The organism is Gordonia sp. NPDC003429 (assembly GCF_053588575.1).
Window position 1 is genome coordinate 92,095 of sequence record NZ_JBSFQF010000005.1, and the last position, 26,701, is coordinate 118,795.

The 26,701-nt window shown below is 64.1% G+C and carries 30 protein-coding genes and 1 other annotated feature; of the genes, 21 read left to right on the forward strand and 9 right to left on the reverse strand.

Going from position 1 to position 26,701, the window contains the following annotated elements:
• Position 1: 1 nt before the first annotated feature.
• Together ACWDSI_RS08325 and ACWDSI_RS08330 are read right to left on the reverse strand one after the other, a co-directional pair.
• Entirely contained in the window at positions 2-1,444 is a 1,443-nt protein-coding gene (locus tag ACWDSI_RS08325) for an MFS transporter (RefSeq protein WP_449756268.1), read from the reverse strand.
• A gap of 95 nt (positions 1,445-1,539) precedes the next feature.
• A complete protein-coding gene (locus tag ACWDSI_RS08330; protein WP_449756269.1) occupies positions 1,540-2,673 on the reverse strand; it encodes a threonine synthase in 1,134 nt (377 codons plus the stop codon).
• Positions 2,674-2,755: 82 nt separating this feature from the next.
• On the opposite strand from ACWDSI_RS08330, the gene ACWDSI_RS08335 reads away from it, so the two are divergent.
• Positions 2,756-3,988: a T6SS phospholipase effector Tle1-like catalytic domain-containing protein gene (locus tag ACWDSI_RS08335; protein WP_449756270.1), complete on the forward strand. Its 1,233-nt coding sequence runs from the start codon at positions 2,756-2,758 to the stop codon at positions 3,986-3,988.
• On the opposite strand, the gene ilvD is transcribed toward ACWDSI_RS08335, so the two are convergent.
• Entirely contained in the window at positions 3,965-5,686 is a 1,722-nt protein-coding gene (gene ilvD, locus ACWDSI_RS08340) for a dihydroxy-acid dehydratase (protein WP_449747847.1), read from the reverse strand. The genes ACWDSI_RS08335 and ilvD overlap by 24 nt on opposite strands.
• A 133-nt stretch (positions 5,687-5,819) precedes the next feature.
• Between ilvD and ACWDSI_RS08345 the strand changes: the two genes are divergently transcribed.
• The 6 genes from ACWDSI_RS08345 (at position 5,820) to ACWDSI_RS08370 (ending at position 10,645) form a co-directional block, all read left to right on the forward strand.
• The gene (locus ACWDSI_RS08345; protein WP_449756271.1) at positions 5,820-6,653 is read left to right on the forward strand and encodes a sigma-70 family RNA polymerase sigma factor; all 834 of its coding nucleotides are present in this window, start codon (positions 5,820-5,822) and stop codon (positions 6,651-6,653) included.
• 97 nt (positions 6,654-6,750) lie between these two features.
• Positions 6,751-6,987 carry a DUF1059 domain-containing protein gene (locus ACWDSI_RS08350; protein ID WP_449756272.1) on the forward strand — a complete coding sequence of 79 codons (237 nt, stop codon included), beginning with the start codon at positions 6,751-6,753 and terminating at the stop codon, positions 6,985-6,987.
• A complete protein-coding gene (locus ACWDSI_RS08355) occupies positions 6,912-7,256 on the forward strand; it encodes an SRPBCC family protein (protein WP_449756273.1) in 345 nt (114 codons plus the stop codon). The genes ACWDSI_RS08350 and ACWDSI_RS08355 overlap by 76 nt, the downstream gene beginning before the upstream one ends.
• 397 nt (positions 7,257-7,653) lie before the next feature.
• The gene (locus ACWDSI_RS08360; RefSeq protein ID WP_449756274.1) at positions 7,654-8,583 is read left to right on the forward strand and encodes an acyl-CoA dehydrogenase; all 930 of its coding nucleotides are present in this window, start codon (positions 7,654-7,656) and stop codon (positions 8,581-8,583) included.
• Entirely contained in the window at positions 8,580-9,932 is a 1,353-nt protein-coding gene (locus tag ACWDSI_RS08365) for a PIG-L family deacetylase (protein WP_449756275.1), read from the forward strand. The genes ACWDSI_RS08360 and ACWDSI_RS08365 overlap by 4 nt, the downstream gene beginning before the upstream one ends.
• A complete protein-coding gene (locus ACWDSI_RS08370) occupies positions 9,902-10,645 on the forward strand; it encodes a glycosyltransferase (RefSeq protein ID WP_449756276.1) in 744 nt (247 codons plus the stop codon). Before ACWDSI_RS08365 ends, ACWDSI_RS08370 begins: the two co-directional genes overlap by 31 nt.
• A 50-nt stretch (positions 10,646-10,695) precedes the next feature.
• Here the strand turns inward: ACWDSI_RS08370 and ACWDSI_RS08375 are convergent, their stop codons facing one another.
• Both ACWDSI_RS08375 and ACWDSI_RS08380 read right to left on the reverse strand, forming a co-directional pair.
• Entirely contained in the window at positions 10,696-11,226 is a 531-nt protein-coding gene (locus ACWDSI_RS08375) for an Rv2253 family sensor-like surface protein (protein WP_449756277.1), read from the reverse strand.
• A gap of 93 nt (positions 11,227-11,319) precedes the next feature.
• Complete coding sequence (locus ACWDSI_RS08380) at positions 11,320-12,369, reverse strand: 2,3-butanediol dehydrogenase (protein ID WP_449756278.1); 1,050 nt, start codon at positions 12,367-12,369, stop codon at positions 11,320-11,322.
• 118 nt (positions 12,370-12,487) lie between these two features.
• Here ACWDSI_RS08380 and ACWDSI_RS08385 point away from each other — a divergent pair, with 118 nt between their 5' ends.
• The 9 genes from ACWDSI_RS08385 to ACWDSI_RS08425 all read left to right on the forward strand — a co-directional run bounded on the left by ACWDSI_RS08385 (position 12,488) and on the right by ACWDSI_RS08425 (position 17,545).
• Positions 12,488-12,853: an ArsR/SmtB family transcription factor gene (locus tag ACWDSI_RS08385; RefSeq protein ID WP_449756279.1), complete on the forward strand. Its 366-nt coding sequence runs from the start codon at positions 12,488-12,490 to the stop codon at positions 12,851-12,853.
• 5 nt (positions 12,854-12,858) lie between these two features.
• Positions 12,859-13,971 (forward strand): ACR3 family arsenite efflux transporter, encoded by a 1,113-nt coding sequence (gene arsB, locus ACWDSI_RS08390; RefSeq protein WP_449756280.1) that lies wholly within the window; start codon positions 12,859-12,861, stop codon positions 13,969-13,971.
• Between the two features lie 55 nt (positions 13,972-14,026).
• Positions 14,027-14,368: a type II toxin-antitoxin system Phd/YefM family antitoxin gene (locus ACWDSI_RS08395; protein WP_449747838.1), complete on the forward strand. Its 342-nt coding sequence runs from the start codon at positions 14,027-14,029 to the stop codon at positions 14,366-14,368.
• A 26-nt stretch (positions 14,369-14,394) separates the two neighbouring features.
• Complete coding sequence (locus ACWDSI_RS08400; protein WP_449747837.1) at positions 14,395-14,808, forward strand: PIN domain-containing protein; 414 nt, start codon at positions 14,395-14,397, stop codon at positions 14,806-14,808.
• Positions 14,809-14,928: 120 nt separating this feature from the next.
• On the forward strand, positions 14,929-15,138 hold the full coding sequence (locus ACWDSI_RS08405) for an antitoxin MazE-like protein (protein ID WP_449747836.1): 210 nt from the start codon (positions 14,929-14,931) through the stop codon (positions 15,136-15,138).
• Entirely contained in the window at positions 15,135-15,467 is a 333-nt protein-coding gene (locus ACWDSI_RS08410; RefSeq protein ID WP_449747835.1) for a type II toxin-antitoxin system PemK/MazF family toxin, read from the forward strand. Before ACWDSI_RS08405 ends, ACWDSI_RS08410 begins: the two co-directional genes overlap by 4 nt.
• Positions 15,468-15,694: 227 nt before the next feature.
• Positions 15,695-16,057 (forward strand): ArsR/SmtB family transcription factor, encoded by a 363-nt coding sequence (locus tag ACWDSI_RS08415; RefSeq protein WP_079929799.1) that lies wholly within the window; start codon positions 15,695-15,697, stop codon positions 16,055-16,057.
• Complete coding sequence (arsB, locus tag ACWDSI_RS08420) at positions 16,054-17,142, forward strand: ACR3 family arsenite efflux transporter (protein WP_079929798.1); 1,089 nt, start codon at positions 16,054-16,056, stop codon at positions 17,140-17,142. The genes ACWDSI_RS08415 and arsB (ACWDSI_RS08420) overlap by 4 nt, the downstream gene beginning before the upstream one ends.
• A complete protein-coding gene (locus ACWDSI_RS08425; RefSeq protein WP_265076471.1) occupies positions 17,135-17,545 on the forward strand; it encodes an arsenate-mycothiol transferase ArsC in 411 nt (136 codons plus the stop codon). The genes arsB (ACWDSI_RS08420) and ACWDSI_RS08425 overlap by 8 nt, the downstream gene beginning before the upstream one ends.
• A gap of 23 nt (positions 17,546-17,568) precedes the next feature.
• On the opposite strand, the gene ACWDSI_RS08430 is transcribed toward ACWDSI_RS08425, so the two are convergent.
• Positions 17,569-18,054 (reverse strand): ArsI/CadI family heavy metal resistance metalloenzyme, encoded by a 486-nt coding sequence (locus ACWDSI_RS08430; RefSeq protein ID WP_172398815.1) that lies wholly within the window; start codon positions 18,052-18,054, stop codon positions 17,569-17,571.
• A gap of 98 nt (positions 18,055-18,152) precedes the next feature.
• On the opposite strand from ACWDSI_RS08430, the gene ACWDSI_RS08435 reads away from it, so the two are divergent.
• Positions 18,153-18,518: an Rv2640c family ArsR-like transcriptional regulator gene (locus ACWDSI_RS08435; protein WP_079929793.1), complete on the forward strand. Its 366-nt coding sequence runs from the start codon at positions 18,153-18,155 to the stop codon at positions 18,516-18,518.
• An 8-nt stretch (positions 18,519-18,526) separates the two neighbouring features.
• Here ACWDSI_RS08435 and ACWDSI_RS08440 read toward each other — a convergent pair whose 3' ends face one another.
• The 3 genes from ACWDSI_RS08440 to ACWDSI_RS08450 all read right to left on the reverse strand — a co-directional run bounded on the left by ACWDSI_RS08440 (position 18,527) and on the right by ACWDSI_RS08450 (position 21,506).
• Complete coding sequence (locus ACWDSI_RS08440; RefSeq protein ID WP_094600596.1) at positions 18,527-19,960, reverse strand: hypothetical protein; 1,434 nt, start codon at positions 19,958-19,960, stop codon at positions 18,527-18,529.
• Between the two features lie 82 nt (positions 19,961-20,042).
• On the reverse strand, positions 20,043-20,372 hold the full coding sequence (locus ACWDSI_RS08445) for a helix-turn-helix domain-containing protein (protein WP_265076470.1): 330 nt from the start codon (positions 20,370-20,372) through the stop codon (positions 20,043-20,045).
• A gap of 18 nt (positions 20,373-20,390) precedes the next feature.
• Complete coding sequence (locus ACWDSI_RS08450) at positions 20,391-21,506, reverse strand: tyrosine-type recombinase/integrase (RefSeq protein ID WP_094600595.1); 1,116 nt, start codon at positions 21,504-21,506, stop codon at positions 20,391-20,393.
• Positions 21,507-22,217: 711 nt separating this feature from the next.
• On the opposite strand from ACWDSI_RS08450, the gene ACWDSI_RS08455 reads away from it, so the two are divergent.
• The 4 genes from ACWDSI_RS08455 to ACWDSI_RS08470 all read left to right on the forward strand — a co-directional run bounded on the left by ACWDSI_RS08455 (position 22,218) and on the right by ACWDSI_RS08470 (position 26,684).
• Complete coding sequence (locus tag ACWDSI_RS08455) at positions 22,218-23,369, forward strand: tyrosine-type recombinase/integrase (RefSeq protein WP_006368699.1); 1,152 nt, start codon at positions 22,218-22,220, stop codon at positions 23,367-23,369.
• Positions 23,366-23,731 carry a helix-turn-helix domain-containing protein gene (locus ACWDSI_RS08460; RefSeq protein WP_006368700.1) on the forward strand — a complete coding sequence of 122 codons (366 nt, stop codon included), beginning with the start codon at positions 23,366-23,368 and terminating at the stop codon, positions 23,729-23,731. The genes ACWDSI_RS08455 and ACWDSI_RS08460 overlap by 4 nt, the downstream gene beginning before the upstream one ends.
• A gap of 465 nt (positions 23,732-24,196) precedes the next feature.
• A protein-coding gene (locus ACWDSI_RS08465; protein WP_227918568.1) for an IS3 family transposase occupies positions 24,197-25,461 on the forward strand; the annotation gives its coding sequence in 2 pieces (ribosomal slippage) (positions 24,197-24,503 and positions 24,503-25,461; 1,266 coding nt in all).
• Positions 24,499-24,630 (forward strand) — a sequence feature (AL1L pseudoknot). Its footprint overlaps the gene before it by 132 nt.
• Positions 25,462-26,171: 710 nt before the next feature.
• A complete protein-coding gene (locus ACWDSI_RS08470) occupies positions 26,172-26,684 on the forward strand; it encodes a Chromate resistance protein ChrB (protein WP_006372941.1) in 513 nt (170 codons plus the stop codon).
• The last annotated feature ends 17 nt before the right edge of the window (positions 26,685-26,701 follow it).

Here is a 26,701-nt window from a genome sequence, read left to right on the forward strand (position 1 = left end):
GTCACACGGTCGCTGGTTCGGCGACGGACTCAGCGTGGCGTGACGGTGTCTTCGCGGGCATGGCCTGCGCTATCAGGGCGCCGGCCGCAACCACTGCGATCATCACCAACAGTGCTGCGCGGTAACCCGATTGGAATCCACTGTGCTCGGACACCGAGCTGTAGACGGTTCCCACCACAGCGGCACCCAGCGCGATGGAAAGCGCCTGCGCGGTGTTGAAGACTCCCGACGCGGCACCGGCCAGACGGACCGGGACGTCGTTGAGCACCAGGAGTCCGGCGGATCCGACGATCGCGCCGAAGCCCAGCCCCGACACCGCCAGGGCGACGGCGAACCAGACTGCGGGATGAGTGGACTGCTCGGCGAGATACATCAGCACCATGCCCACGGCGAGAACCACCGCCCCCAGCTGCAGAATGCGTTTGCCGAGCCGGAAGGCGACCACTGTCGCGGCGAGTCCCGCCGAGATCGGCACGGCCACGGAGAACGGGATCCACATGAGTCCGGCGTGCAGCACCGACCACCCGAGTGCGAGCTGCACATGCAGTGACTGCACGAGGAAGTAGCCGCCGGTGGGCACCATCAGGGTGGCGAAGGTGGCCAGCCCTGTGGTGAACGACCGGGTGGCGAACAGTTGCGGCGGCACCATCGGCTCGACACCGATTCGGGCCAGCGCGACCTGTCGTCGTGCGAAGACCGCGAGTCCCCCGAATCCGGCCACCATTGCCACGAAACCCCATGCGGGCCAGTCATGGTCGGGTCCCAGCGTGATCGGTAGCATGATCGCGGCCAGCGATCCGCCGAGAAGTGCCGCGGATCCGACGGTGATCGGTGTCGACGTCTGCGCGCGTGACTCGGGTATGAAGGCGATCGCCGCGACGATGGCGATCACCGCGATGGGAATGTTGATGAGGAAAACCGGTCGCCAGGACAGGCCGAACCAATCACCGCTGGTGATCACGGCGCCGAGGATGGGGCCGGTGACGGCGGCCAGGCCGATGACCGAGGTGAACATCCCCATGGCCTTGCCTCGTTCAGCAGGCGGGTAGAGCACCTGGATGTTGCTGAGCACCTGCGGCACCATCAACGCGGCCGCAGCGCCCTGCAGGAGGCGGAAGAGCACGAGTTGCAGGGGATCGGCGGCCAGTCCGCAGGCAAGTGATGTGAGACCGAAGGCGGCCAGGCCGGCGATGAAGAGCCGCCGCCTGCCGAGGTTGTCTCCCAGTCTGGCTCCCAGGATGAGGCCCACCGCGTAGGTGAGGGGGTAGCCGGCGACCACCCACTGCAGTGCGCCGGCGGACGCCCCGAGATCGACCTGCATGGTGCGTAGTGCGACGTTGACGACGGTGGCGTCCATCAGTTCCATGAACGACGCGGCGAGGAGGCAGATCAGGGCAACGGTTCTGGCGCGCCCGGTGGGCGACGGAGTTGTCGTGGTGGTCATCGCTTGCTCCCGTGAACGGAGGAGGTGGTGCTCTGGACAACGACGACGCTATAGGGGATCGCGGACGGGTACGGTCCGCGATGAATCAGAGCGCGTCAGATCACGATGTCGGCGATTCGGTCCGCACTCTTGAGGCCGGTTCCGGTGAGCACCACCACGGTGCGCTCTCCGGGGCGGATCGTGCCGGTGGCCAGGAACCGGTCGAGGGCGGCCGCCGCCACCGCGCTCGTCGGCTCCGCATACAGGCCACGGGAGGCCAGTGCTCCTGTGGCCGAGACGATCTCGGATTCGGCGATGCGGATGGCGTGTCCGTCGGAGCGCCGAATCGCCGCAACCACCTCCGCCAGCCGTACCGGACGCGCGATGGAGGCACCTTCGGCGATGGTGGGGGTGCGGTCGGCATCGGCGGTGGGGGAGACGCCGTTGAGCGTGTCGGCGATGGTGGCCCAGTGTTCGGGTTGACCCACCAGGATTCGCGGCCTGCGGTCGATCAGGCCGGCCTCGAGGAGTTCGCTGAACGCGATGTCGCATCCCAGGGCGATGCTGCCTGCCCCGGCCACCAGCACGACGTTGTCGGGCGCGGCGAACCCCAGGCTCTCCCAGATCTCGTACCCGATGGTCTTGGTTCCCTGCAAGAACATCGGGTGCCAGTTGTGGCTGGCGTAGGGAATCAGCGAGGACTGCCGGATCGCTTCGTCGGCCACCTGATCGCGTGTTCCCGCGACGAGTCTGATCGTCGCGCCGTACGCGCGTGCCTGCATGATCTTGGCCGGGGAGGTGGACTCCGGCACGATGATCGTGGCATCGAGCCCGGCGGCGGCCGAGTAGCCTGCGACCGCCGAACCGCCGTTGCCCGAGGAGTCCTCGAGTACCCTCGTCGCACCCAGCGAGCGCAGATGGGAGATGAGTACCGTGACCCCGCGGTCCTTGAAACTACCGGTGGGATTGAACCATTCGAGTTTGAAGTGGACGGCGTGCCCGCCCCAGTCGAGCGCGGGCATCGGGGTACAGCCCTCGCCCAGGCTCACCCGGAAAGCGGGATCCACCGGGATTCCGGCTCGGTATCGCCACAGCGATCGTTCTGGATGATCGATCTGCTCGGGGGCGACAGCCGGCAGCGGATCGAGCATCAGCGGTGAGCCGTCGTCGCCGCGCCAGCGGGGGTCGGTGAGTGGATAGACGCGCCCGGAGCGGTCGTACTGGCGGGTGGTGTCTGGCACGGCGGGCACGAAATTCCCTTCGTCGGTTCTCGATGTCTACAGGTAGCCGACTACGCGTGTGCCGGCTGCGGATGGTCCCTACTTTCGTGTCATGACCAAGAATCTGGTGGTGTGCTGCGACGGAACGTGGAAGAACTCCGACGATCCCAACGTCTCCAACATCGAGAAGATCGCCCGTTCGATCGCGCCGACCGGTTACGACGGAGAATCGCAGATCGTGCACTACTCGCGTGGCGTCGGTGCCGGCGGCAGTCGCGTCGAGCGACTGTTGGGCGGTGCGTTCGGCCTCGGACTCGATACCGCGATCGTGGAGTGCTACCGGTTTCTCGCGTTGAACTACGAGCCCGGAGATCGGGTGTTCGTGTTCGGCTTCAGTCGTGGCGCCTACACCGCCCGCAGCCTGTGCGGCATGATCGCGCATGTGGGCCTGCTGACGCCCATGGGTGTTGCGCAAGGAGAACTCCCCGTCGCAATGACCGTATATCGCAACCGGCCGCGGGCAAAAGATCCCACCCAGCCACCACCCGTCGATCCGAAACACGAGAAGGACCTCGCCGACCTGAAGGCCTATTGCCACCCCGACGACCAGGTGTGGATCGAGTTCCTCGGTGTGTTCGACACAGTGGGCGCGCTCGGTATCCCCGGCCTCGCGCGCAGCAAGTACAAATTCCACGACGTGACCCTCTCGGCGAAGGTCCGGTGCGCACGGCAGGCACTCGCAATTGCCGAGCGGCGCCGCATCTTCGCGCCGTGCCTGTGGGGAGGCCACCATCTCGACATCAAACAGGTGTGGTTCGACGGTGTGCACAGTGACGTCGGTGGCGGCTATTCGAACTGCTACTACAGCGACAAGACGCTGCTGTGGATGGCCCGTGAAGCCGCGGGCACCGGCCAGTACGGGATCCGCGCGGGTATGGTTTTCGACTGGGAACGCCTGTCCACCAAGCTGTGCCGGCCCGACGAATCCGTCGTCGAACACAACTCGATGACGCCCGGTTACCGGATCGCGAACATCCTCGGGCTCATCGGCGCGCGATTCCGTCGGCACATCGCACCGTATGTGCCGGTCTTTGTGCGCGGCTGGCGGATGTTCGCACCCACCGTGGCGATCCCCGGCAGCGGTATCGCACGCGCCTACGACGTGCATGTCGAGGGGTCGGCGGCCAGGCGGGGGGTGAACCCGAACATGCAGGTGTGGTTCGACGAGGTGCGCACGCTCGGCGGCGATCCGGATCAACTTCTCGTCAGTGCACCCACGCTTGCCGAGGCAGACGGTGAGATGCCGGCTTCGGCGAGTGTGTCAGCGGCACACGGCTCCTTGTGAGGCCGACGTCACCAGTTTCGTGTACTTCGCGAGCACACCGCGTCGGTAGCGGGGTGGAAGCGGCGTGAAACCGGCTGTGCGGCGGACGAGTTCGTCGTCATCGACGAGAAGGTCGAGGGTGCCTTCGGCCACGTCGAGCCGGATGCGGTCGCCGTCGCGGACATGGGCGATCGGACCACCGTCGACCGCTTCGGGTGCGATGTGTCCGACGCACAACCCGGTGGTGCCGCCCGAAAAACGGCCATCGGTCATCAGCAGCACGTCCTTGCCCAGGCCCGCGCCCTTGATGGCACCGGTGATCGCCAGCATCTCCCGCATGCCCGGTCCACCCTTCGGGCCTTCATACCGGATCACCACCACGTCTCCGGCGGTGATGGTGCCGTCCTCGAGTGCGTCCATCGCCGCCCGCTCGCGGTCAAAGACCCGTGCCACACCCTCGAACACGTCCGAATCGAATCCGGCGGACTTCACCACGGCCCCCTCGGGTGCCAGCGAGCCGTGCAGGATCGTGATGCCACCCGTCGGGTGAATCGGTGACGTCATGGCGCGCAACACTTTTCCATCCGGATCGGGTGGTGCGATGTCGGCGAGATTCTCGGCCACGGTCTTGCCTGTGACGGTCAGGCACTCGCCGTGCAGCAGACCCGCGTCGAGCAATGCCTTCATGATGACCGGCACACCGCCGATTCGGTCGACGTCGGTCATCACGTGCGCGCCGAAGGGTTTCACGTCGGCGAGGTGGGGGACACGCGCGCCGATGCGGGAGAAGTCGGCCAGTGACAACTCGACCTCGGCCTCGCTGGCGATCGCCAGCAGATGCAGCACCGCGTTGGTGGAACCGCCGAACGCCATCACCACGGCGATGGCGTTCTCGAACGCTTCACGGGTCATGATGTCGCGGGCGGTGATACCGCGCTTGAGCAGTTCGACGACGGCTGCGCCACTGGCCCTCGCGTAACCGTCGCGGCGTTTGTCGGGAGCAGGCGGCGCCGCACTGCCGGGCAGCGACATGCCCAGTGCCTCGGCGGCACTGGCCATCGTGTTCGCGGTGTACATGCCGCCGCAGGCACCCTCGCCCGGGCAGATGGCGCGCTCGATGGTGTCGACGTCGGTGCGGCTCATCAGTCCGCGGGCGCACGCACCGACGGCCTCGAACGCGTCGATGATGGTCACCTGATGCTCGGAACCGTCGGAGAGCGTGGCGTAGCCGGGCAGGGTGGAACCGGCGTAGAGAAACACGTTGGCCAGATCGAGCCGTGCCGCGGCCATCAGCATCCCCGGTAGCGATTTGTCGCACCCGGCGAGCAGCACCGATCCGTCGAGGCGTTCGGCACTCATCACCGTTTCCACGCTGTCGGCGATCACTTCCCGCGACACCAGTGAGAAGTGCATGCCCTCGTGGCCCATGGAGATGCCGTCGGAGACGGAGATGGTGCCGAACTGTAGTGGGTAACCACCGGCTTCGAACACGCCCTCCTTGACCTCGGTCGCCAACCGATCCAGCGACAGGTTGCACGGTGTGATCTCGTTCCACGACGAGCCGACCCCGATCTGCGGTTTCGCCCAGTCGTCGTCGCCCATGCCCACCGCGCGCAGCATGCCGCGTGCCGCCGTCTTCTCGAGGCCGTCGGTGACATCGCGGCTGCGTGGTTTGATGTCGACCGTCTGGTCCGCGGGTGGCGTCGCGTGTGTGTCCATGTGGCCACGGTATGCCGTCACGTGCGTTCGCGGGGGCGTCGGGCGCGAGGGCGGGTGACGTAGGGTTGCGGTGGTCACATTCTCCGGCCGCGCGACGTCATCGAGATGACCACCGCGAGCGAAGGAGCCACCCGTGGACCACGATGACGCATTCGACGCCGAACGCTCCCGCCTGACGCGCATTGCCGAACGCATCGTCGGCGATCACGGTGAGGCCGAAGACATCGTGCAACAGGCGTGGCTTCGGTTGCATGGCACCGAGACCGAGATCGAAAACCTGCCCGCATGGCTGACGACGGTGACCACTCGGCTCTGTCTCGACCGCCTCCGCTCTGCGGTCCCGACTCCCGACGACGAACTGGAACCCGAGGCGGATGCACCCGACCCGTTGGACGAGGTAGCCCTTGCCGACACCGTCGGAGTGGCCCTGCAGGTGGTGCTGGATCGATTGAGCCCCAACGAGCGCGTGGCGTTCGTCCTGCACGACACCTTTGCCGTCGACTTCACCACCATCGCCGCGATACTCGGGTCGAGCCCGGCGGCAGCTCGCAAACTCGCCTCACGGGCTCGCGGGAAGGTCACACAGCGGAGCAAGCGCGATCACCAGACGGATTGGGCTGTGGTGGACGCGTTTCTCGATGCGGCACGAAACGGTGAGTTCGCCAGGCTACTCGAGCTTCTCGCACCGGATGTGGTGATCGAGGCCGACGCCGCAGCGATTGCGACCGGCACGCCGCAACGACTCGAGGGCCGCGACGCGGTGGCGACGATGTTCAACGGGGCGGCGAAGGCCGCGCTACCGGTCTACATCGGTGTGCGGGCCGGGGCGTGCTGGTTCCAGCAGGGTCAGCCGCGAGTGGCGTTCGACTTCACCATCGTCGACGGCATGGTGCGTCGCATCGTCTTTCGCGCCCATCCCGATGTCCTCGCCCGGACCACGCGTCGTCGCGGACCCGATCCGCTCTGACATCTCGGCAGCGGCTGTCACAAACTCGCGCTTCCCTACGTCGACACGACAGAGGACGGACGATCAGGGTTCGTCCACACCCGAAAGGTATGACGACATGAGGACGATGACGTGCCGCGAACTCGGCGGACCCTGTGACCTGGCATTTCAGGGCGAGACCGCCGACGAGGTGATCAAAGCCCAGGATCAGCATCTGAAGGATGCGGTTGCCGCGGGTGACGATGTGCACGGTCCGGCGCTCGAGGAGATGAAGCGCCGATGGAAGCATCCGCTCAAGGCGATGGGCTGGTACAAGGCGACCAAGAAGTCGTTTGCCGATCTGCCAGACGCCTGAGAGGGGTCGATGGGTGGTGGTGGCCGGTCGGTGCGAGATCGGCCACCAAATACGAGGAGCCGACGAGAATCGCACTGTCCGGGCACGGACGAGGTGCGGTCCGGATCACCCTCACCATGACGGTCACACCGCACGGCAGTGGCTCGCATTTCCACCTTGACGCCCACATCGGGGGAGGAGTGCTGAACGGGCCGATCGGACACTTCGTGGCCCGGGTCATCAAGTCGGACGCGTACGAATCCATCGAGAATCTCGCGGAGTTGCGCTAGGTCTTAGCGCAGCCATCGGCTTTCCGGGAAACAAGTCGGCGCCGATACCGGTGAGCGACATGGTGAGCACGGTGGTGGTCAGGTCGGTGACACCGAGCGAGCGGACCACCGTGTTGCGGACGCCGAGTCCGATCGCCAGCAGGGTGACGGCGGTCGCCTCTACGAGTCCCACATCTTGCGCATCGGGTCCACCGATTGTCGCATCTGCACCATTGGTCCGGCAGTCGCTGAGCGGAGCCGAGGCCTAACCGGTGCTAGCATTGGGTGCGTGAATCATCGAGGCGCTGCACCTGTTTCGCATGGCGAACCGTCCTGGATCGCCATCGGCAACGAGGCACCGCGTGCCGACGTTGTCGACACTCTGGTTCGCGAGACTGTTGCCCGATCGCACGAGTGCATGCCTTCGGCCCATCTCGACCGGCTCGCCGATCCGGTCGAGGCTGCCCCCGATCTCGCAACGGAATGGTCGGCGATGGCGACCATCGGTGCCATCGACCTGACGGTGGCACGCGTGCTGGAACCACACCTCGACGCACTGAGCATTCTCAAGGAAGCGCACTCAGCCACGATGGCCGACAATCGGCGCCACCGGTGGGGTGTGTTTGCTGCGGAGGGCCGCACGCGTCTGCTCGCGCGTGAAGACGGTGGCGAGTGGACCCTGTCGGGAACCAAGACGTGGTGCTCCCTGGCTCGTGAACTCGATCGAGCGCTGGTCACCGCATGGATGTCGGAGCATGCCCGCGGGTTGTTCGCGATTGATCTGACCGACGCACGCACCGTAGTTGGCGATGAACCGTGGTATGCCCGCGGATTGGTGTCGGTGGATTCACCGAGCATTGATTGTGACGCGGTGCCCGCAATCCCGGTGGGCGGCGACAACTGGTATCTGGACCGGCCAGGGTTCGCCGCGGGTGGTATTCGAGTGGCTGCGGTGTGGTTCGGCGGGGCGGTGGGCTTGGGCCGCACCGTACGTGCGGCCAGTGGGCGTGCCGATCTCGATCAGATCGGGCACATGCATCTGGGGGCGATCGACGCGGCACTGCATCGCGCGCGGTGCGCGCTGGCCGACGCCGCAACACGTTTGGCCGCGTCCTCCGCGGAGCAGGCGGCGGTGGTGGCCGGTCACACTCGCCGCATCGTGCGCGAATCGGCCGAGGAGACTTTGGAACGGGCCGCTCACGCGTTGGGGCCCGCGCCGCTGGTACGTGATGACGCTCACGCGGCTCGCGTAGCGGACCTGACGGTATACCTCCGTCAAGAACACGCCGAGCGTGACGCCGCGGCGTTGGGACGAGCAGTGGTCGTCGGCCGGGGGCTGATACTGTGACGGCGGCCCCGCGCTTCACCTCGTCTGACACCGGAACTCCCGAAACAGTCTGGCGCCGAGGTCTCGACCCCGACGCGTGGCCGGAAGCCGGCGTCGCCGACTCGTACGACGCGATGGTCGTGGTGTCCGCCCACCCCGACGACGAGTCGCTGGGGTGCGGCGGTTTGATGCATCACGCTGTTGCCGTCGGAGTGTCGGTGACTGTGGTCCTGGCCACGTGGGGGGAGGCCTCGCATCCGCAGTCACCCACTGTGTCAGCCGGTGTCCTTGGTCGGCGTCGGCAACGTGAGATGCACGAGGCGATGGACGCCGTGCGAAGCGGAGCAGGCAAAGCCATCGAGCTGCGAGCTGTCGGATTGTCTGACGGCGACGTCGGTGCTCATCACGACGAGCTGACAGCGGCTGTGGTCAGCTCGATCACCGCTCAGCACGGACGCGTGTTGGTTCTCGCGCCGTTGCGACGCGACGGGCACCCCGATCACGAGGCGGCCGGCCGTGCTGCCGCAGCGGCCGCGGCGCGCACCGACTGCGCTCTCTGGGAGTACCCGATCTGGTTCTGGCACTGGGGAACACCTGAATTGTTTCCCGACGGCCGACCAGCGGTGCATCATCTGTCCTCAGGGGATCGAACCGCCAAACTCCGGGCGATTCGCGCACATAGCTCTCAGGTGGAGCCGTTATCGGACGCGGCAGCAGACGCTGCGGTGTTGCCCGCGCATGTCCTCGAACACTTCATGCGTGACCACGAGGTGTTCCTGTGTGACGAGACGCCAACAGATCTCACCGCCTTCGAACCGCTGCACCGTCGTGACCCCGACCCATGGCAGGTGAACTCCGACTACGAGGTGCGCAAACGTCGTGCGACTGTGGACATGCTCGGGACAGTGCCACAGCCCGACCGCGCGCTGGAGATCGGTTGCTCCGTCGGCGCGCTCACCGCCGACCTTGCGTCGGCGTGCCGACACGTCGACGCGATAGATCCGTCCCCGACAGCGGTCTCCGCGGCGCGTGCACGCGTGCGTCACCACGCGAACGTGACCGTCTGGGAGGCGTCGGCACCCGATCACTTGCCCGACCACCGTTACGACCTGGTGGTGTTGTCGGAAGTGGGGTATTTTCTGAGTCCGGCGCAGCTCATCGCAACTCTCGACGGGATCGATCAGATCCTCACTCCCGCAGGGCATCTGTTGGCATGTCACTGGACCCATCCCATTGCGGGATGGCCGCTTGACGGGCGGGCGGTGCATGACGCCATTGATGCGCATCGTCGCTTTGTGACTGTCGGTTCCGCCACGCATTCCGACTACATCCTCGGTCGGTGGCGGCACACCGCGATATCGACGTCATGACGGGCGTCACCACCATTCACGTGATCGTTCCTGCGCGTAACGAGGAACGTCTCATCGGCCGGTGTCTGAGCTCGATCCGGATCGCTGAACAGCACCTCGCCCGCGTGGCGGTCGACGTCGAGGTGGCGCTCATCGTTGTGCTCGATCGGTGCCACGACGACACGGCTCGCATCGCACGCCGACACGGAGCACGCATCGTGTCATCGGACGCGGGTGTGGTGGGGACCGCCCGGCGAATCGGTGTTGCGGCGGCGCTTGCCTGCATGGAGAGCCATGCGCCGGTACAGCATTGGGTGGCCAACACCGACGCCGACTCCGCCGTTCCACCCGATTGGTTGTGGACTCACCTCGACCTCGCCGATCGCGGAACACACGTTGTGACCGGGTTGGTCGTCCCCGATCACGGCTTGACCGCACATCAACAGTTTCGGTGGCACACCGCTCACCCGGTGCGTTCCGGGCATGCACACGTCTTTGGCGCCAACCTGGGCATCCGTGCTGACACCTACAGCGCGATCGGCGGATTTGCGCCGATGACCAGTGGGGAGGACCGAGCGCTGGTCGACGCCGCACGTGCCGCTGGCGCCGTCGTGGTTGCGACCGACCGCGGCATCGTGCTCACCTCACCGCGACGGGGTTCCCGGGCGCCCGATGGATTTGCTCACTGGCTGCACACCGCTCACCACGACGAGGTCCGCAACAACGACGCGTGATGCCGCTGCGTGTTTGCCCGCTCCGGGGCGAAGGTCCCAATCCGGGTGATTCAGCTGCCGAACGAACCGCTCGGTGGCCCAGCGGTGCCCACCTTGTTTGCCTTGACCGCCATTGTCACGGTGCCCGCGCACGGCCCGCTGTCGATGGTGGTGGTCCATCTGCCACGTTTGGTGCCGTCGGGCATCGGTGTGTAGAAGGCGTCCGAGTGTGCGGGCGCGTACACCTTGGGTTTGCCCGCGCCCATGTAGCAATCCCATTGCCAATCAAAGTGTTCGACCCACGAAACGCCATTCCAGGTGTAGCGCGGCGGTCGCGGGATGGTGGGGTTCTTGGCTTCGGGTCCGGCCACCACGGTGGCCACGCACTTGCCGGACGCGCACGACGTCGAGAACGTGTAGGTGTCGGAGAAGTCTGGTTCCTTTTGTCGCGCCGCGAGACTCGTCCCGGTTTTCGACGCGGCATAGCGGGTCAGCGACCACTGGCCGTTCCACTCGGGCTGTGCCGCGCCGGCGTCGCTCACGCCCGTGCCGAGTGCGGCAACGGCGAGCAGGACCGACGAGAGGCAAATCCAGATGCGCATGGTGTGGCGAGATTACCGCAGATGAGGGTCGCGGAGCGGCGATTCGCGACTATCGACGGGCGACCGCGTGTGAGCGCAATGGGGAGTGTGATGTCAGGAGTCGGCGCGCACGAGGAACTTCGCGCCTTTTCCCGCCCGGAGTGTGGCAAACGCATCGCTGACGTCGTCGAGTCCGATCGCGGTTACCCAGCCCGTTGGATCGTAGAGTCCATCGGCCATCGCGGCGATCACTGCATCGAAGTCGGCGGGCAGATAGGCGAGGGCCCCGGCGATCTCGGTCTCGGCCATGACCAGCATGGTCGGAAGGAACTCCATCGGGTGTTCGTGGATCGCCACGATGACCAGCCGGCCGCCCGGGGTGAGCAGGTGAATGGCCGACGCGATCGCGGACCCGGCGCCGGCAGCGTCAAAGGCGACGTCGACTCCGTCACCGCCGGTGAGTTCGGCGACCGCGCCCGCGAGGTCGCCGCCGACCGGGTCGACAGTAGCCGCGCCGAGACCCTCGATCACTGCACGTCGTTCCGTGCTTGGTTCGGAGACCACGACGCGCGTGACACCGCGGGCTTTGAGGGCGAACCAGAGCCCGATGCCGATCGGTCCAGCGCCCGCGATGAGCGCGGTGGCGCCTGCGTTGACGCCGCTTCGGTCGACGGCGTGCCACGACACGGCCATGGGTTCGACCAGCGCGCCCATCGTCAGGTCGACGGCGGCGGGCAACGCGTGCACCTTGGATGCGTCGACCGTCGTGTACTCGGCCATGCCGCCGCCGTGGGACGTGAGACCGTGGAAACCGATTGTGCGGCACACGTTGTAGCGGCCCCGGCGGCACGCGACGCATGTGCCGCAGTAGTAGATCGGCCACACCGCCACGTGATCGCCCACGGCGATGTTGTCGACACCTTCGCCGAGTTCGACGATGGTGCCGGAGAACTCGTGACCGAGGATCTGCGGCAGCCCCGCGCCGGTCAGCGGATGCGGGGGATACTGGTCGGCCGGAGGAAGCGGCGCGTAGTACATGTGCAGATCGGAGCCGCAGATACCGGTGTACGCATTCTTGATCTTGACCTGACCGGGCAGGGGAGTCGGGTCGGCGACGGTGTCGACGCGCAGATCGGTGGTGCCGTGGAGTCGGGCAGCGCGCATGATCAATCCTTTGGTGACAGTGCGTGATTCGAACACGCGACCCGAACCATACTCCGCGAGTGGTAAGCAGGATCCCGATCCGCTTGCATCATGATTCGACCAGTGTCAATATCGATGCGTGTCGAATCAGAATCTGTTGACGGCCGGCAACCGCCGAGACTTGGATGCCGGGGATGCCGCTCGGTGGGCGGTAGCGTTGAAGGCTCTCGCGGATCCGGTTCGGTTGCAGTTGGTGTCGCAGGTGGCCGCGCATCCGGGAGGTGAGGCATGCGTGTGTGACATCTCCGGTTCGGTTGCGGTGTCGCAGCCGACGATCTCCCATCATCTCAAGGTCTTGCGTGAGGCGGGATTGGTGACGAGTGAGCGTCGCGCGACGTGGGTGTACTACCGGGTCAACACGGACATGATGAGGCGCCTGTCGGTACTGCTGGGTGGTTTCGCCACGGTGGTGGACGAGTCACGCTCGTGTGAGCCTCCGGAGTAGATCGCATGAAGAGTGGTGTGGCCGGCAGGCTTTCGGTTCTCGACAGATTTCTTCCAGTGTGGATCGGGGCGGCGATGGTTGCCGGCCTGGTGCTCGGTCGTGGCGTGCCCGGCCTTGGTGACGGGCTTGCCTCGGTACAGGTCGACGGCGTTTCACTGCCCATCGCGCTCGGGCTGCTGGTCATGATGTATCCGGTTCTGGCCAAGGTTCGCTATGACCGCCTGGACTCGGTGATCGGTGACCGCCGCATGCTGGTCGGGTCGTTGGTGTTGAACTGGGTTATCGGTCCGGCCCTGATGTTCGCCTTGGCGTGGCTGCTGTTGGCCGACGTGCCCGACTATCGGACGGGGCTGATTCTCGTCGGGTTGGCGCGCTGCATTGCGATGGTGATCATCTGGAACGACCTCGCGTGCGGCGACAGGGAAGCCGCGGCGGTGCTGGTGGCGTTGAATTCGATCTTCCAGGTGTTCATGTTCGCGGTGCTCGCCTGGTTCTACCTGTCGGTCCTGCCGGGCTGGCTCGGTCTGGAACAGACCACCATCGACGCCTCGCCGTGGCAGATCGCCAAGTCTGTGCTCATCTTCCTCGGTATCCCGCTGCTGGCGGGGTACCTGACCCGTTTCTGGGGTGAGCGCGTGCGGGGACGCGATTGGTACGAGAACACGTTGTTGCCACGCCTGGGCCCGTGGGCGCTGTACGGGCTGCTGTTCACCATCGTGATCCTGTTTGCGCTGCAGGGGGACAAGATCACCTCGCAGCCGTGGGATGTGGTGCGCATCGCGATTCCGCTGCTGATCTACTTCGCGGTGATGTGGGGAGGCGGCTTTGCTCTCGGCGCGGCGATGGGATTGGGATATTCGCGCACCACCACGCTGGCGTTCACCGCGGCCGGCAACAATTTCGAGCTCGCGATCGCGGTGGCCATCGCCACCTACGGCGCGGCGTCAGGACAAGCATTGGCCGGCGTAATCGGTCCGCTCATCGAGGTACCCGTACTGGTGGGCCTGGTGTATGTGTCGCTCGCACTTCGTAACCGCTTCAAGGATTGTCGATTGCACACCAACGTTCGGGCCGACGCCGCTGGGGTCCTCGATGCGCGAGATGTCGACCGACGGTGACAGTGGACGCCGCATGTGATTCCTTGGCCCTCGTGGCCTTGTAGTGGTTGCGTCGATGACGAGCCAGCTCGTCGAGGCGCCATTGAGCGCATTCGTATCCCAGAAGACCCGGATGCACACCACCTGCCCGTGTATCACCGGTGATACACTGAAGAACATGACCGACGCGGCGAGTGTGAGGGATCTGCGCAACAACGGGGGTGAGGTGTTACGCCGAGTCGAGCGTGGTGAGCGGATCGTGGTCACCCGCGATGGCGAGCCAGTGGCCGAACTTCGGCCTTTGCCCAGAAAGAGCGTCAGCGCGGCAGAGTTGATTCGTCGGCGAGCCCACCTTCCGCAGATCGACCCGGACGTCCTGCGGTCTGACATCGACAGTGTGTTGGATTCGTCCCTATGACAGGAGCGGTCGCGACGACGCGGGGGATGCTTGACACGTCCACCGTGATTCTGCTCGGCAGGCTCGCCGATCCTGACGAGCTTCCTGAGGAGTCGGTGATTAGCGCGATCACCCTTGCGGAGCTTTCGGTTGGGCCACACGTGGCGCGAACCGACCACGAGAGAAGTGCAAGGCAACAGCACGTACAGCAGGCAGAAGCGGACTTCGAGGTCCTTGCATTCACCGCCGAGAGTGCGCGGGCTTTTGGCAGCGTCGCGGCGGCATTGCGGTCGTCGGGGCGAAAGCCCAGTGCGCGAGCATATGACGCACTGATCGCGGCCAGTGCCATCGCGAACGCTATTCCGCTGTACACCTGCAACCCCAACTATTTTGTTGGCATACCCCAACTGGAGCTACGTTCGGTGACACATCCGGACGCGCTGGAGCGCGAGGGTGGATAACCCGAGGATGGCACTTGTATCGTCCTGCACTGCACTGCAGCGCTCTTCTGGTAACCCTGCATATTCATCCCGGGGATGCGCACTCTGGCCAGTCTGAAGCGTTACATGTAACATGTGGGCGTGGCAGTGAGGGACAGGGTTGGCGAGTACCGGCGCCGGATGCGTGAGCGCGGCTTGCGGCCGTTGCAGGTCTGGGTTCCTGACGTACGAACACCTGAGTTTGCCGCGCAAGCCCACAAGCAGTCAGTTCTCGTGGCAGAGGCCGACGCCGACGGGGATGAGCAGGATTTCGTCGAGGCTATTGCGGCACCCTGGGACGACGAGGCGTGATTCGCGGCGAGATCTGGACTGTGGCGGGTGGCGTGTATGCATCCAAGCCGCGACCTGCGGTCATCGTCCAGGACGATCTCTTCGATTCAACTCTGTCGGTGGTAGTTGCGCCGATGACGAGCCAGCTCATCGAGGCGCCGTTGTTGCGGATTCGTATCCCAGGAGACCGGGATACGATCTCGGGCCTCGATCGGGACAGCGACGTGATGATTGACAAGCTGACCGCGGTCCGGCGGTCGAGTGTACTGACGCGTGTTGGCCGTCTGACATCCGAGCAACTCGTGGAAGTCGAACGCTCGTTGATGGCGTTCCTGGGACTCGCGCGATGACGTGTAGGCAAATAGGGGGCCGGCGGCCGACGAATCACATAGCCGACGACAACGACGCACCTGAATAGTGTTGCGGCGCAGCGCAATATGCAGTGGTTTACTGGATACCGTCAATATCGAACTGATCATATTCCCCAGCAAGAGGTTTCAAGGTCTGCAGTCGTGCGGTGGTGGTAGATGGCGGGGGTTGGATTGTCCGTTGATTCGATGTGTGTCAATATTGATGTATGTCGAATCAAGACGTGCTGGTTGCGGGCGGTGGCGGGTTGAGTGCGAATCGGGCTGCGCGGTTTGCGCCGGCGTTGAAGGCGTTGGCGGATCCGGTGCGCCTGCGGTTGTTGTCGGAGGTGGCGTCGCGGCCGGGTGGTCAGGCCTGTGTGTGTGATATTTCGGGACCGATCCGGTTGTCGCAGTCGACGATCTCGCATCATCTGAGGGTGTTACGGGAGGCCGGCCTGGTGACCAGTGAACGCCGGGGCACGTGGGTCTACTACCGCGTGAATAGCGTTGTGCTCGAGCAGTTATCGGAGGTACTAGTTGGTCTTGCGGCAGTGGTCGGTGAGCCGGATTCGTGCGAGGAAGGTCGATGAGTGGGGCAGGTCATGCGGTCGCGGGCAAGTTGTCGATGCTTGATCGGTTCCTGCCGGTGTGGATCGGCGCCGCAATGGTTGCAGGATTGCTGTTGGGCCGCGCTGTCCCGGGGCTGGGAGAGACACTGGCGGCGGTAGAACTCGACGGTATCTCGCTGCCGATCGCTCTCGGGCTGCTGATCATGATGTATCCGGTGCTGGCAAAGGTGCGTTACGACCGACTCGACGCGGTCACCGCCGATCGTCGCCTGCTGCTCAGCTCGCTGGTGCTGAACTGGATCATCGGCCCGGCGTTGATGTTTGCGCTGGCGTGGTTGCTGTTGCCGGATCTGCCGGAATACCGGACGGGCCTGATCATCGTCGGTCTGGCCAGATGTATCGCGATGGTCATCATCTGGAACGATCTGGCCTGCGGCGACCGGGAAGCCGCTGCAGTCCTCGTCGCGCTGAACTCGGTGTTCCAGGTCATCATGTTCGCCGTGCTGGGCTGGTTCTACCTGTCAGTGCTACCCGGCTGGCTCGGTCTCGAACAGACCACCATTGATACCTCGATGTGGCAGATCGCCAGGTCGGTGCTGATCTTCCTCGGCATCCCCCTGGTGGCCGGGTACCTCACCCGTCGCATCGGCGAGCGGACCAAAGGCCGCGAGTGGTACGAGTCCTCGTTGCTGCCGCGCCTCGGGCCGTGGGCGCTCTACGGTCTACTGTTCACGATTGTTATCTTGTTCGCTTTGCAGGGTGAGCAGATCACCTCGCAGCCCTGGGACGTCGTGCGGATCGCTCTTCCGCTGCTGATCTACTTCGCGGTGATGTGGGGTGGCGGATTCATCCTGGGCGCCGCGCTGGGACTGGGTTACGAGCGGACCACCACGCTCTCTTTCACTGCGGCGGGCAACAACTTTGAGCTTGCCATCGCCGTCGCGATCGCCACCTACGGTGCGACCTCCGGGCAGGCTCTGGCCGGGGTGATCGGCCCGCTGATCGAGGTTCCCGTCCTCGTCGGTCTCGTGTACGTGTCTTTGGCGCTGCGGAAACGCATCACCACAACCACCAACGCAACCAGGGAGCCCCTGCGCCATGCCTGAACCCATCGATGTGCTCTTCGTGTGCGTTAGCAACCGCGGCAAATCCGTGATGGCCGAACGCCTCACGCCGGAGATCACCGACCGGATCTCCGCGTCGTCGGCCGGGACCAGCGCGAAGATCGGCGGCCGGGTCAACGACCTCTCCGCTCAGGTGCTCGCCGAGTTCGGGGCCGAAGTCGCCGAACACAAGCCTCGCCAACTCACAGACGAGCTGATGCGGGCCGCAGATCTAGTCGTGGTGATCGGCGCCGCCTACGTTACCCCGCCCGAAGGTGTCGCCCTCGAGGTGTGGAACACCGACGAACCCTCCGAATGTGGCATCGAGGGCATCGAACGGATGCGGTTGATCCGCGACGACATCGCCACCCGCATCCGCTCTCTCGCCGACCGGCTTGGGCGGTAGGCGAGAGAGCGAGCCGCGGCTCGTCAGCAGCAGGCTGTGCGGGCCTCAGTAGGATCGCTGGCGCTGCCTCCGCAGCACACCGAACTTTGGTCGGCATTATCGACGGCGTTCTGTGTCAACAGTTTCGGGCTTGTCCCGAAGGTGTCGGAGTCGGCGAGTACGGTGTAGACCTCCCACTTCTCGTTGGCCGGACCGGTCACCCACACCTTGTCCTGGGTCGCGAAGCAACAGGTGGAGTTGATCTCCTCCTGCGTGAACAGACCCTCCCCGGACAGCCGGGCGATCTCGGCGTGCACCTTCTCGCTCGACTCGACCTCGACGCCGAGGTGGTTGATGGTGCCGCCCTGGCCAGGATTCTCCAGAAGCACCAGTTTCAGCGGCGGCTCTGCGACCGCGAAGTTGGCGTATCCCGGCTTGCGCTTGGCCGGAGTGGTGTTGAACAGCTTGGAGTAGAAGTCGATCGCGGTATCGAGATCATCAACATTGAGCGCGAGCTGCATACGGGACATGACCATCACCTTCACCTGTGAGACATATATCGAACTAAGGTCATCTGCAGGGTGCCTACCTTTTCGACATATGTCAAGTGGTTGGGTACGGTTGAGTCGTGCCGAAGACTTTGCCGATGGTTGATATCAGTGGTCCAATTTGCTGCGCTCCGGTGTCGTCGGGTCCGCTTGGCGATGACGATGCGCTCGAGATTGCGTTGCGGCTCAAGGCGCTTGCTGATCCGGTGCGGATCAAGTTGGTGGCGATGTTGCTCGCCGATGAGTCGGGTGAGGGTGTGTGCACGTGTGATCTCGCGGCCGCGGTTGGGGTGACGGAGGCGACGACTAGTCACCATCTGGGGCAGCTGCGCAAGGCGGGGATGGTGGTGGGGCAGCGGCGAGGGATGAACGTGTACTACCGGGCTCAGCCGGAATCGTTGCAGGCGTTGTGTGCGGTGTTGGGGGCGGGCACCGGCTGCTGTTGAGGATGAGGTCAGTTCACGGTCGCGATCGTCGTGGCCAGCGATTGGGCGTAGCGGGAGTAGGTGGTGGCTGCCAGTGCGGCGTGGCGTTCGGTCACCTGGTAGCTGTAGCCGAGCATGTCGGCGACGATGGGTGGAGGTGCCAGTTTGACGAGGTTGTCCAGGGCGCTGTTGCGTGCACCGTGCAGGTTGATGCCGAGGCGGCGGAGTTCTTTCATCACGGTTTGTGCGTGCAGGTGGCGGCCCGGGCGGTACCCGGGGAACAGATACATGGTGTCGCTGCCGGTGGTCTGCAGGTTTGGGCGGTGTTCGAGGAGTTCGTAGATCAGGACGGCGAACGGTGCCGGCACGGGGGTCGGTTCGGTGCCCAGGCTGATGCGCATCTCGGTGGGTGTCAGCTGTAGATCGCCGATTTCGAGCGCAACGACTCGAGTGAGGGGCTGGGCGTAGAGCAGCATTAGCAGGCCGGCCACCCGTTGATGCAGGCTGGTGACATTGCCGCGCATCAGTGTCTGAATCCATTGCAGCCGTTGCTCATCGGTCAACGTGGGTGTCGTCTTGGCGTACCGGTGTGCGATCTCGACGCTGGTGTTGATGTGGTTCGCGCGGCACCAGACGAAGAACGTCCGGATCAAGTGTCGGGTGGTCGGTCCGGACTGGAGATACTGATCGACGTCGAGTTGGGTGGAGGTCTGGGCCGTGCGGGCGTGGGTGTGGTGCAGCCAGTTGAGGAACTTGATCACCTCGGTGATCTCCTGTTTCGCCGAGCGGACAGCTCCCTCGCTGGAATCACCGGGAACTGACTGGGCGCGGATGCGGCGCAGGTGATGCCAGGTCGCAAACCGGTAGGCCATCGCCCAGGTCTTCGGAGTGTCGGCCGCCGCCTCCTTGGCGGCCAACCATTTTTCGAAGATAGCGAGGTAGTGGTCTCGGCGGGGCAGCAGACCGTGCTGCTCGAGGATCGAGCGGAAGTGTTCGGTGGTCTTGGAGTGGGGGAATTCGTCGAACGATTCGTGGGTGCACGCGATTGTCCCGGTCATCAGGTCTTTCAGGATCTCGCGGGCATCGGCATTGCGCATCCACGTCATCACGCTTTCGGGTCTTTGCGCCCGGCACAGTGCCTCGATCATCGCAGAGCGCACACGCTTGATGTCGGCTCGGCGAGGTTGGGGAGTGAGGTGGTCCAGATTGTCCCGCAGCGCGCAGCGTGCGCACTGGCCGTCGCGGTAGATCTCACCCTCGTGGGCGCAGGTCCGGCACCGGTAGGCGTCCGGGTCGACGCCGCCGCATTCCAGACAGCATGGCCGTGGATCGTCGTGCCGGGCCCGGGCGGGAAGCACACCGTCGTGACCACACCGCGGGCACTGCCCGTAGGTGCGCATCCCGGTATAGAAGCAGCTGTTGCACAGCCGCTCGCCCGGCCAGTGCACCCGGGGTTTGCCCATAACCCGCCCGCATCGATCGCAGGTGTAGTCGCCGGTGGTCCGCTTGGGGCGGCCTCGCGATCGCCGCGGTGGCGCGGCGTCCTCAGCCATCGCGGATCACCCGGGCTCGTTTCGGGCGGGCACTGCGGCCGAGGTCGACAACATTGTCGGATGCGGTCTTGCGGCGCCGGGCATCGGTTGCGGTGACGGTCACGAGATCGCCTGGTGTACAGGCGAACACATCGCAGATCGCGGCCATCACTTGCAACGAGACCCGTTCGGGCTGACCGGCCACCAGCCGATAGACCTGTGACGCGGACAAGTCGATGCCGCGTTCGCGCAGCAGCGGCACCAGATCGGTGCTGTTGTGCATCCCTGCCGCCGCCATCAACTCCGCCAGTCGCCAGCGATATTCCACCGTCCGTGCAGCCACTAATCGCCCTCCTTGAGGTTATCGCCGGGTGTCGTCGTCGATCCCGGTGTTCATCGCGTCGCGCAGTGTCGAGTCCAGAGCCTCGCGTAGCGTGCTCTGACGAAAGTGGGTCGTGGTGCAGTCGTAGATCCCTGTGGTCGACGCGAATTCGTGGCCCAGTTGATCCTGCACGAACTTCGGATCGACGCCCGCTTCGATCAGGTGTGTCGTGTACGACCGCCGAAATGAGTGCATATCCAAGCCTGGCGCCAAACCGAGCTCGTCGCAATACCGGGAAAAGCGTTGCCACACGCAACAGACGCTCACTAATGTGTCGCGCTCGCTGGTGAACAGATCCAGCGGGCCGTCCTCACCGCCCAGCTGTGCGGCCGAGATCCAGTCGTCGACCACCTCTGGACACCAGTCGAACACCGTCAGAACCGATCGAGGCTTCGGGGGAGAACCCCGATGGGGCTTTCCGTAGCGGACATGCACAACACCGTACTTACCGAACTCAGGGGCTTTCGGATTCCGGTAGAAGTCCCTCGTCTGCAGATGTCGGACTTCGTTACCGCGAAGCCCCCAGCCGTAGGCGACCTTGAACCAGGTCGCGTCGCGGTAGGCCGCCCGCCAGCCTTTGCGGCCGCTCGCTGCGATCCGATCCACCTCACTATCGGCATGATCGAAAAAGCGTTGTAGCTCAGCACGACTGAACGTGCGCTTCGTCGGATTCGACTCAGCTTCCTGAACGTGCCGCGCGGAGTTCCAGTCGTGACACACCTGCACCGGATGCGAACCAAACTGCTCGAGGCACAGATCTGTCCACCCGTAGTCCGAGGACGAGACGTAGTCGCAGAACAGGCGTAGCGATGCCTGATAGTTGCGCACGGAGGTCTGGCGCAGATGGCGCACACCGCGCAGATCCCCGAAAAACTCGTCGACCATCGCCGGCGTCCACTGCCATGGATACTCGTTCGCATAGTCGGCGAACCGGCTGATCAGCTTCACGCGTTTCTCGATCGTGCCGAAAGACAGGTTGCGAGACAACTGCTGATTGCGCCAACCCTCGAGCATCTCCGCGAACACCACATCCCGGCTGTTCAGATAGCGCACACCGGGAACCAGAACCAACCGTCCGGCTTCATCAACGGCCACCTGACATCACCTCCCACACGGCTGCATCAGATGCTCATATCTTGCATCAAACGCAGGAACGAAGTCAATCACCAAGTTACACAAACGCGCTCAGACGGCCCTCGCACCGCACACTTCATTCTCGCAACCCGATCTCACGGACACCTCACGCGCCAGGGACGGCGTCAGTGCAGGTTGTCGGCTCGCGCCGATAATCAATCCGCCGGAGCAGGGGCAACGTGTCCGCCTGCATCTGTTGCAATATTACAGCTTTTACTTGACATAATCTTTATTATCGGCACTATTACCTATCGAGTTCGAAAACAGATGAATACTCGAGACGAGTGCTAAAACCCGCTGACCAGCAATCATTGTCCTCGCCGAACTGGCCGGAGGCGCCTTATGGCCGGGCTGCCGTAACGATGACGTGCAGACATGTTGAGATCATTCATCTAATGAATGGGATCTACGCGCCGATGCACCCGTACGCGGCGATTGGGTGTCCGTCCGGTTCCCGCACTTCAGCGCGTCTACTAGGTTCGATATTCGTCACAGTGACGTTTCTCACTGCGGTGTATTTACCTGTTGAACAGGTCATCTGGCGGTTCCTGCCGTTGGATCCGAGTGTGGTCGTCCGCCGGGACCGAGACGTGCCTTGGAAATGCCGTGGCCCGACGGGGGTATCCGCGCACGTCTATTCATTAGATGAATGCAAGCGTAGGATACGCGGTTATGAGCGGTGAGCATCCACTGCCAGGCAGTGCTCCGTTGCGCCTGATCTCGTCCGGCGCGGAGTTGCTCCGCCCTGACGAGCAAGTGTGGACGGAGATGCTCGAGGGGTGGAAATCCGCGTTGATGGCCCGAACGTTGAATGCCTCTACGATCCATGGGTACCTACGTGTGCTGAGCGATTTTCAGGATGTCGCCGGCGATTACCCCTGGCGGTGGATGCCGCAGGACGTCGACGACTACGTCACCACCCTGCACGCACGCAACGGCGGAACGGCCGCCAAGTCGACAGTCCGCGCCTACCTGATGGTGATCCGAGGATTCTGCAGCTTCCTCTGCGAGCCGGCGTATCGGTGGCCCGATCTGTGCGCGGAGGTCTTTGGCGAGTACCCGTCGCAGATCTGCTTTGCCTACAACTTGCCGGTTCATGTCTCTGACAACGAGGCAGAACCGCAGCGAAGAGCGTTCTCCCGCAGTGAAGTCCAGACTCTGTTCGATTTCTTCGACGACGAGGTCGAACGACTGTACGCGCAGAACAGCAAGGCATGGCTGACCACTCTGCGGGATTCCTGTATCGCCAAGGTCGCCTACGCCTACGGCCTGCGCCGTCAGGAGGTCTTGCGTCTACAGATCCACGACTTTGGCCCGAATCCACATGTGCCACAATATAAAGCGTATGGCGCCGTCTATGTTCGGTTTGGCAAAGGGTCACGAGGATCGGCACACAAGCGTCGCACCGTGTTGACGGTACCGCTGATGGACTGGGCCTCCGACGTCCTCGAGGCCTGGGCAGGTCCCCAGGGCTGTCGGCAACTGATGCGCCAGGCGGACGACTCGCCCTGGTTGTGGCCGTCAGAACGCGGTCAGCAACTGACCCTGAACTCTTACGCCACACGGTTCACCAACTATCGCCGACGTGCCGGACTATCAGATGGATTGTCGCTGCACGGATTTCGCCGCTCCTACGTCACTCACCTGATCGAAGATGGCTACGACCCGTTGTTCGTGCAACAGCAAGTGGGCCACGAGCATTCATCGACCACTGCGCTCTACACCCAAGTCAGTTCGGACTACCGGCAGAAAACCCTGCAGCGCATGATCCGGGAGCGCCTGGCTTCCGCAGACATCCCCTACGGCGAAAGCAGCCACGCATGAACGTTCAGAAGCGCGTCGATTTCCATTGGAACCTCCGAAAACTCATGGCCGAGCGTAACCTCTGGAAGTCAACAGAATTGGTCACCCTGCTGCGCAGCCGCGGGGTCACGTTGTCCCAACCCCAGGCCTACCGGTTGATGACGGGCAAACCGGAACGCATCAACAGCCGGGTGCTCGCCGCGCTCTGCGACATCCTCGACTGCTCCCCCGCCGAGTTGTTCGAGCCCGTGGTCGTCATGCAGGGACGAGCCACCGCATCGGCCCCCGACATCGTGCCCGCTGGGGACGCCAGGCCGAAGCGGGCTCCCGGGGTTCGTCGGGTCCGTGTGGTGGAGTCCGACGAGGGTCCAGACCATGCGTAGCGCACGGTGATGGTCGATGGCACGACCCAAGCCCGCACCTGAACCTGATCGCTACGAACCGTGCGAACGGTGCGGACAGGCCTACCTGACCGCGGCGTGGTGGCAAGACACCCCGATCTGCTGCTACTGCTACAACCAAGCCAAACGTGTTGTCGGACAATGTGTTGAGTGCGGTCATGTGGGTATCGTTCCGGGCCGTACACCGACCGGCCGATATCTGTGCCGTGGCTGTAGCGGGATCCGACTCAACGTCGACTGTGCCGAATGCGGTGCCGAGGCCGAACTCTACCGGCGCGGGCACTGCTGGCGATGCGAACTGGCCCACCAGGTAGACGAGCTGCTCACCCATCCGCAGACAGGCACCATCAACCCACACCTGATCGGCCTGGCCCAGGCGATCAAGCAGATGCCTGACACGCCCTGGGAATCTTGGAGACTCCTGACCTTGGAAACGAGGATGCAGGTATGGCCACAGGATCGCCGTCAGGGAAGAAGCCGACCAGCCGTCGGTACAGCTCAGAAGAGAAGGCTGCCGCGGTCCGCATGGTCCGTAGTTTGCGGGCCGAACTGGGCACCGAGCAGGGCACCGTCTCACGGGTAGCTCATCAACTGGGCTACGGAGTGGAATCGGTCCGCTCCTGGGTGCGCCAGGCCGATATCGATGACGGACACACCCCCGGTGTCACCACCACAGAGGCCACCAGGGTCAAAGAGCTCGAACAAGAAGTCCGAGAGCTCAAGCGAGCCAACGAGATACTGAAACGAGCAGCGTCTTTCTTCGGGGCGGAGCTCGACCGCCAACACAAGAAGTAGTCACGTTCATCGATGATCAGCGGGCAGAATTCGGGGTTGAGCCCATCCTCGCCGTCCTGCGCAGCGCAGGTGTGCGGATGGCCCCGAGTACCTACTACGACATCAAGAGCCGCCGCCCCTCGGCGCGGTCGCAACGTGACGCTGTCCTCGCCCCTGCGCTACGACAGCTGTGGGAAGACAACTACCGGGTCTACGGTGCTCGCAAGCTATGGAAAGCTGCGCGTCGCGCTGGACACGATATCGGTCGTGACCAGGTTGTTCGACTGATGCACGCACTCGGAATCGAAGGCGCGCGGCGCGGCCGGCGGGTCCGCACGACCCGCCCCGATTCCTCGATGCCGCGCCACCCGGATCTGGTCAAACGGGAGTTCACCGCGACTACACCGAATCAACTGTGGGTCACCGATCTGACCTATGTCCCGACGTGGTCGGGCGTGGCGTACGTGTGTTTTATCATCGACGCCTACTCGCGGATGATCGTGGGGTGGCGAGTGGCCTCGCATATGAGGACTGCGATGGTCCTCGATGCGATCGGGATGGCCCGATGGAATCGGGGAAACATGTTGCCGGGCTTACGGTGTCACTCTGATGCGGGCGCGCAATTCACCTCCGTGCGTTACGGGGAACGTCTCGCCGAGATCGGGGCGACACCCTCGATCGGGACCGTGGGAGACAGTTACGATAACGCTCTGGCCGAGACGGTGAACGGCTACTACAAAGCGGAATTAATTTACGGACCCGCCCGCACCGGTCCATGGAAAACGGTCGACGACGTCGAACTGGCGACCCTGGGCTGGGTGCACTGGCACAACACCGAACGCCTCCACGGCTATCTCGGCAACATCCCACCCGTCGAGTTCGAAACCATCATCTACGATCAGTCACGGGCCGACCAACACCGGGTCGGAATCCCATAACCCGAGCCTCCGGGAAACCCAGGGCGCATCACGGTGACCAACCGCACAGCCTTGGCCCGGGTCGCCTCGTCGTACTTCTTCGGCATGATGCCAACTTTCCCTCACATAGAGGTGTGCACCAAACCCGGGGACGTTCAGCCTCAATGTCTGTTCGGTTGTGCACCCCAGCGCTCTGTCCCCCGTGGGTTCGATATTCGTCACTGTGACGTTTCGTGTTGTTGCACGTTGCTTGCTGGACAGGTCATTTGGCGTTTCCTGTCCGTGGCCCCAGGTGTGGTCGTCCGCTGGGATCGATGCGCGCCTCCCTCCGATCACAGCGAGAGACGCTCGGATACTCGACAAAATCAAAAGTAAAAAGAAATTCAACCCCGGACCACTAGGTACGTTCCGCGGACTTGGTATGTACCTGATGTACCCGAACTGAGGCATAGCCTTTTCAGTGAACGCGGTCCCGTTTGGCACGTTGAACTACCTAGCGCGAACCGGCGGAGTCGACATGCGCAATCAGTCTGGTTGGGAACCCCATCGTTTCGATCTCGCGCAGGTTCGCGCGTTCGGCCCCTCAAGAATTTCCTGTTCTGTTCAGTCCGCTGGCGACAGGGTCCACGATTTGCCGAGCCTGCCTGGCACTTGCTACAGGTACAGAAGTAACGTCTGTTACATTCACAGTCGTGACAGAAGTTCAGACGTCGGCTCGATGGCTGGTGCTGATGGTTCGGGTGCCGACCGAGCCGTCGCGGCATCGGGTGGCGGTGTGGCGTGAACTGCGTCGTGTGGGCGCGTTGCAGGTCGGCCAGGGCGTGTGGGTGGTGCCTGATGTTCCGGTGTTCGCCGACGGCGTCGCGCGGGTGATCGAGCTGGCGCGGCGAGGCGAGGGTGAGGTGCTGGTGCTCGATGCCACGGGCCATGCCGACACCGACACCGCACGGTTGCAGGCGCTGTTCACCGCCGAGCGTGATGAGGAGTGGGCGGAGTTCCTGGCCGATTGTGCCGGGTTCGATGCCGAGATCGACAAGGAGATCGCCAAAGCCAAGTTCACGATGGCCGAACTCGAGGAAGAGGAGCAGAGCCTGGAACGGCTGCGGCGCTGGCATCGCGACATCACGGCCCGCGACGTGTTTGGTGCACCCGTGGCCGCCGAGGCCGAGCAGCAGCTCAAACACTGCGCTGACCGGCTGGCCGACTACACCGAGCGGGTCTTTCAGGCCCTGCACCAGATGTAACCGACTGCCAACGAACC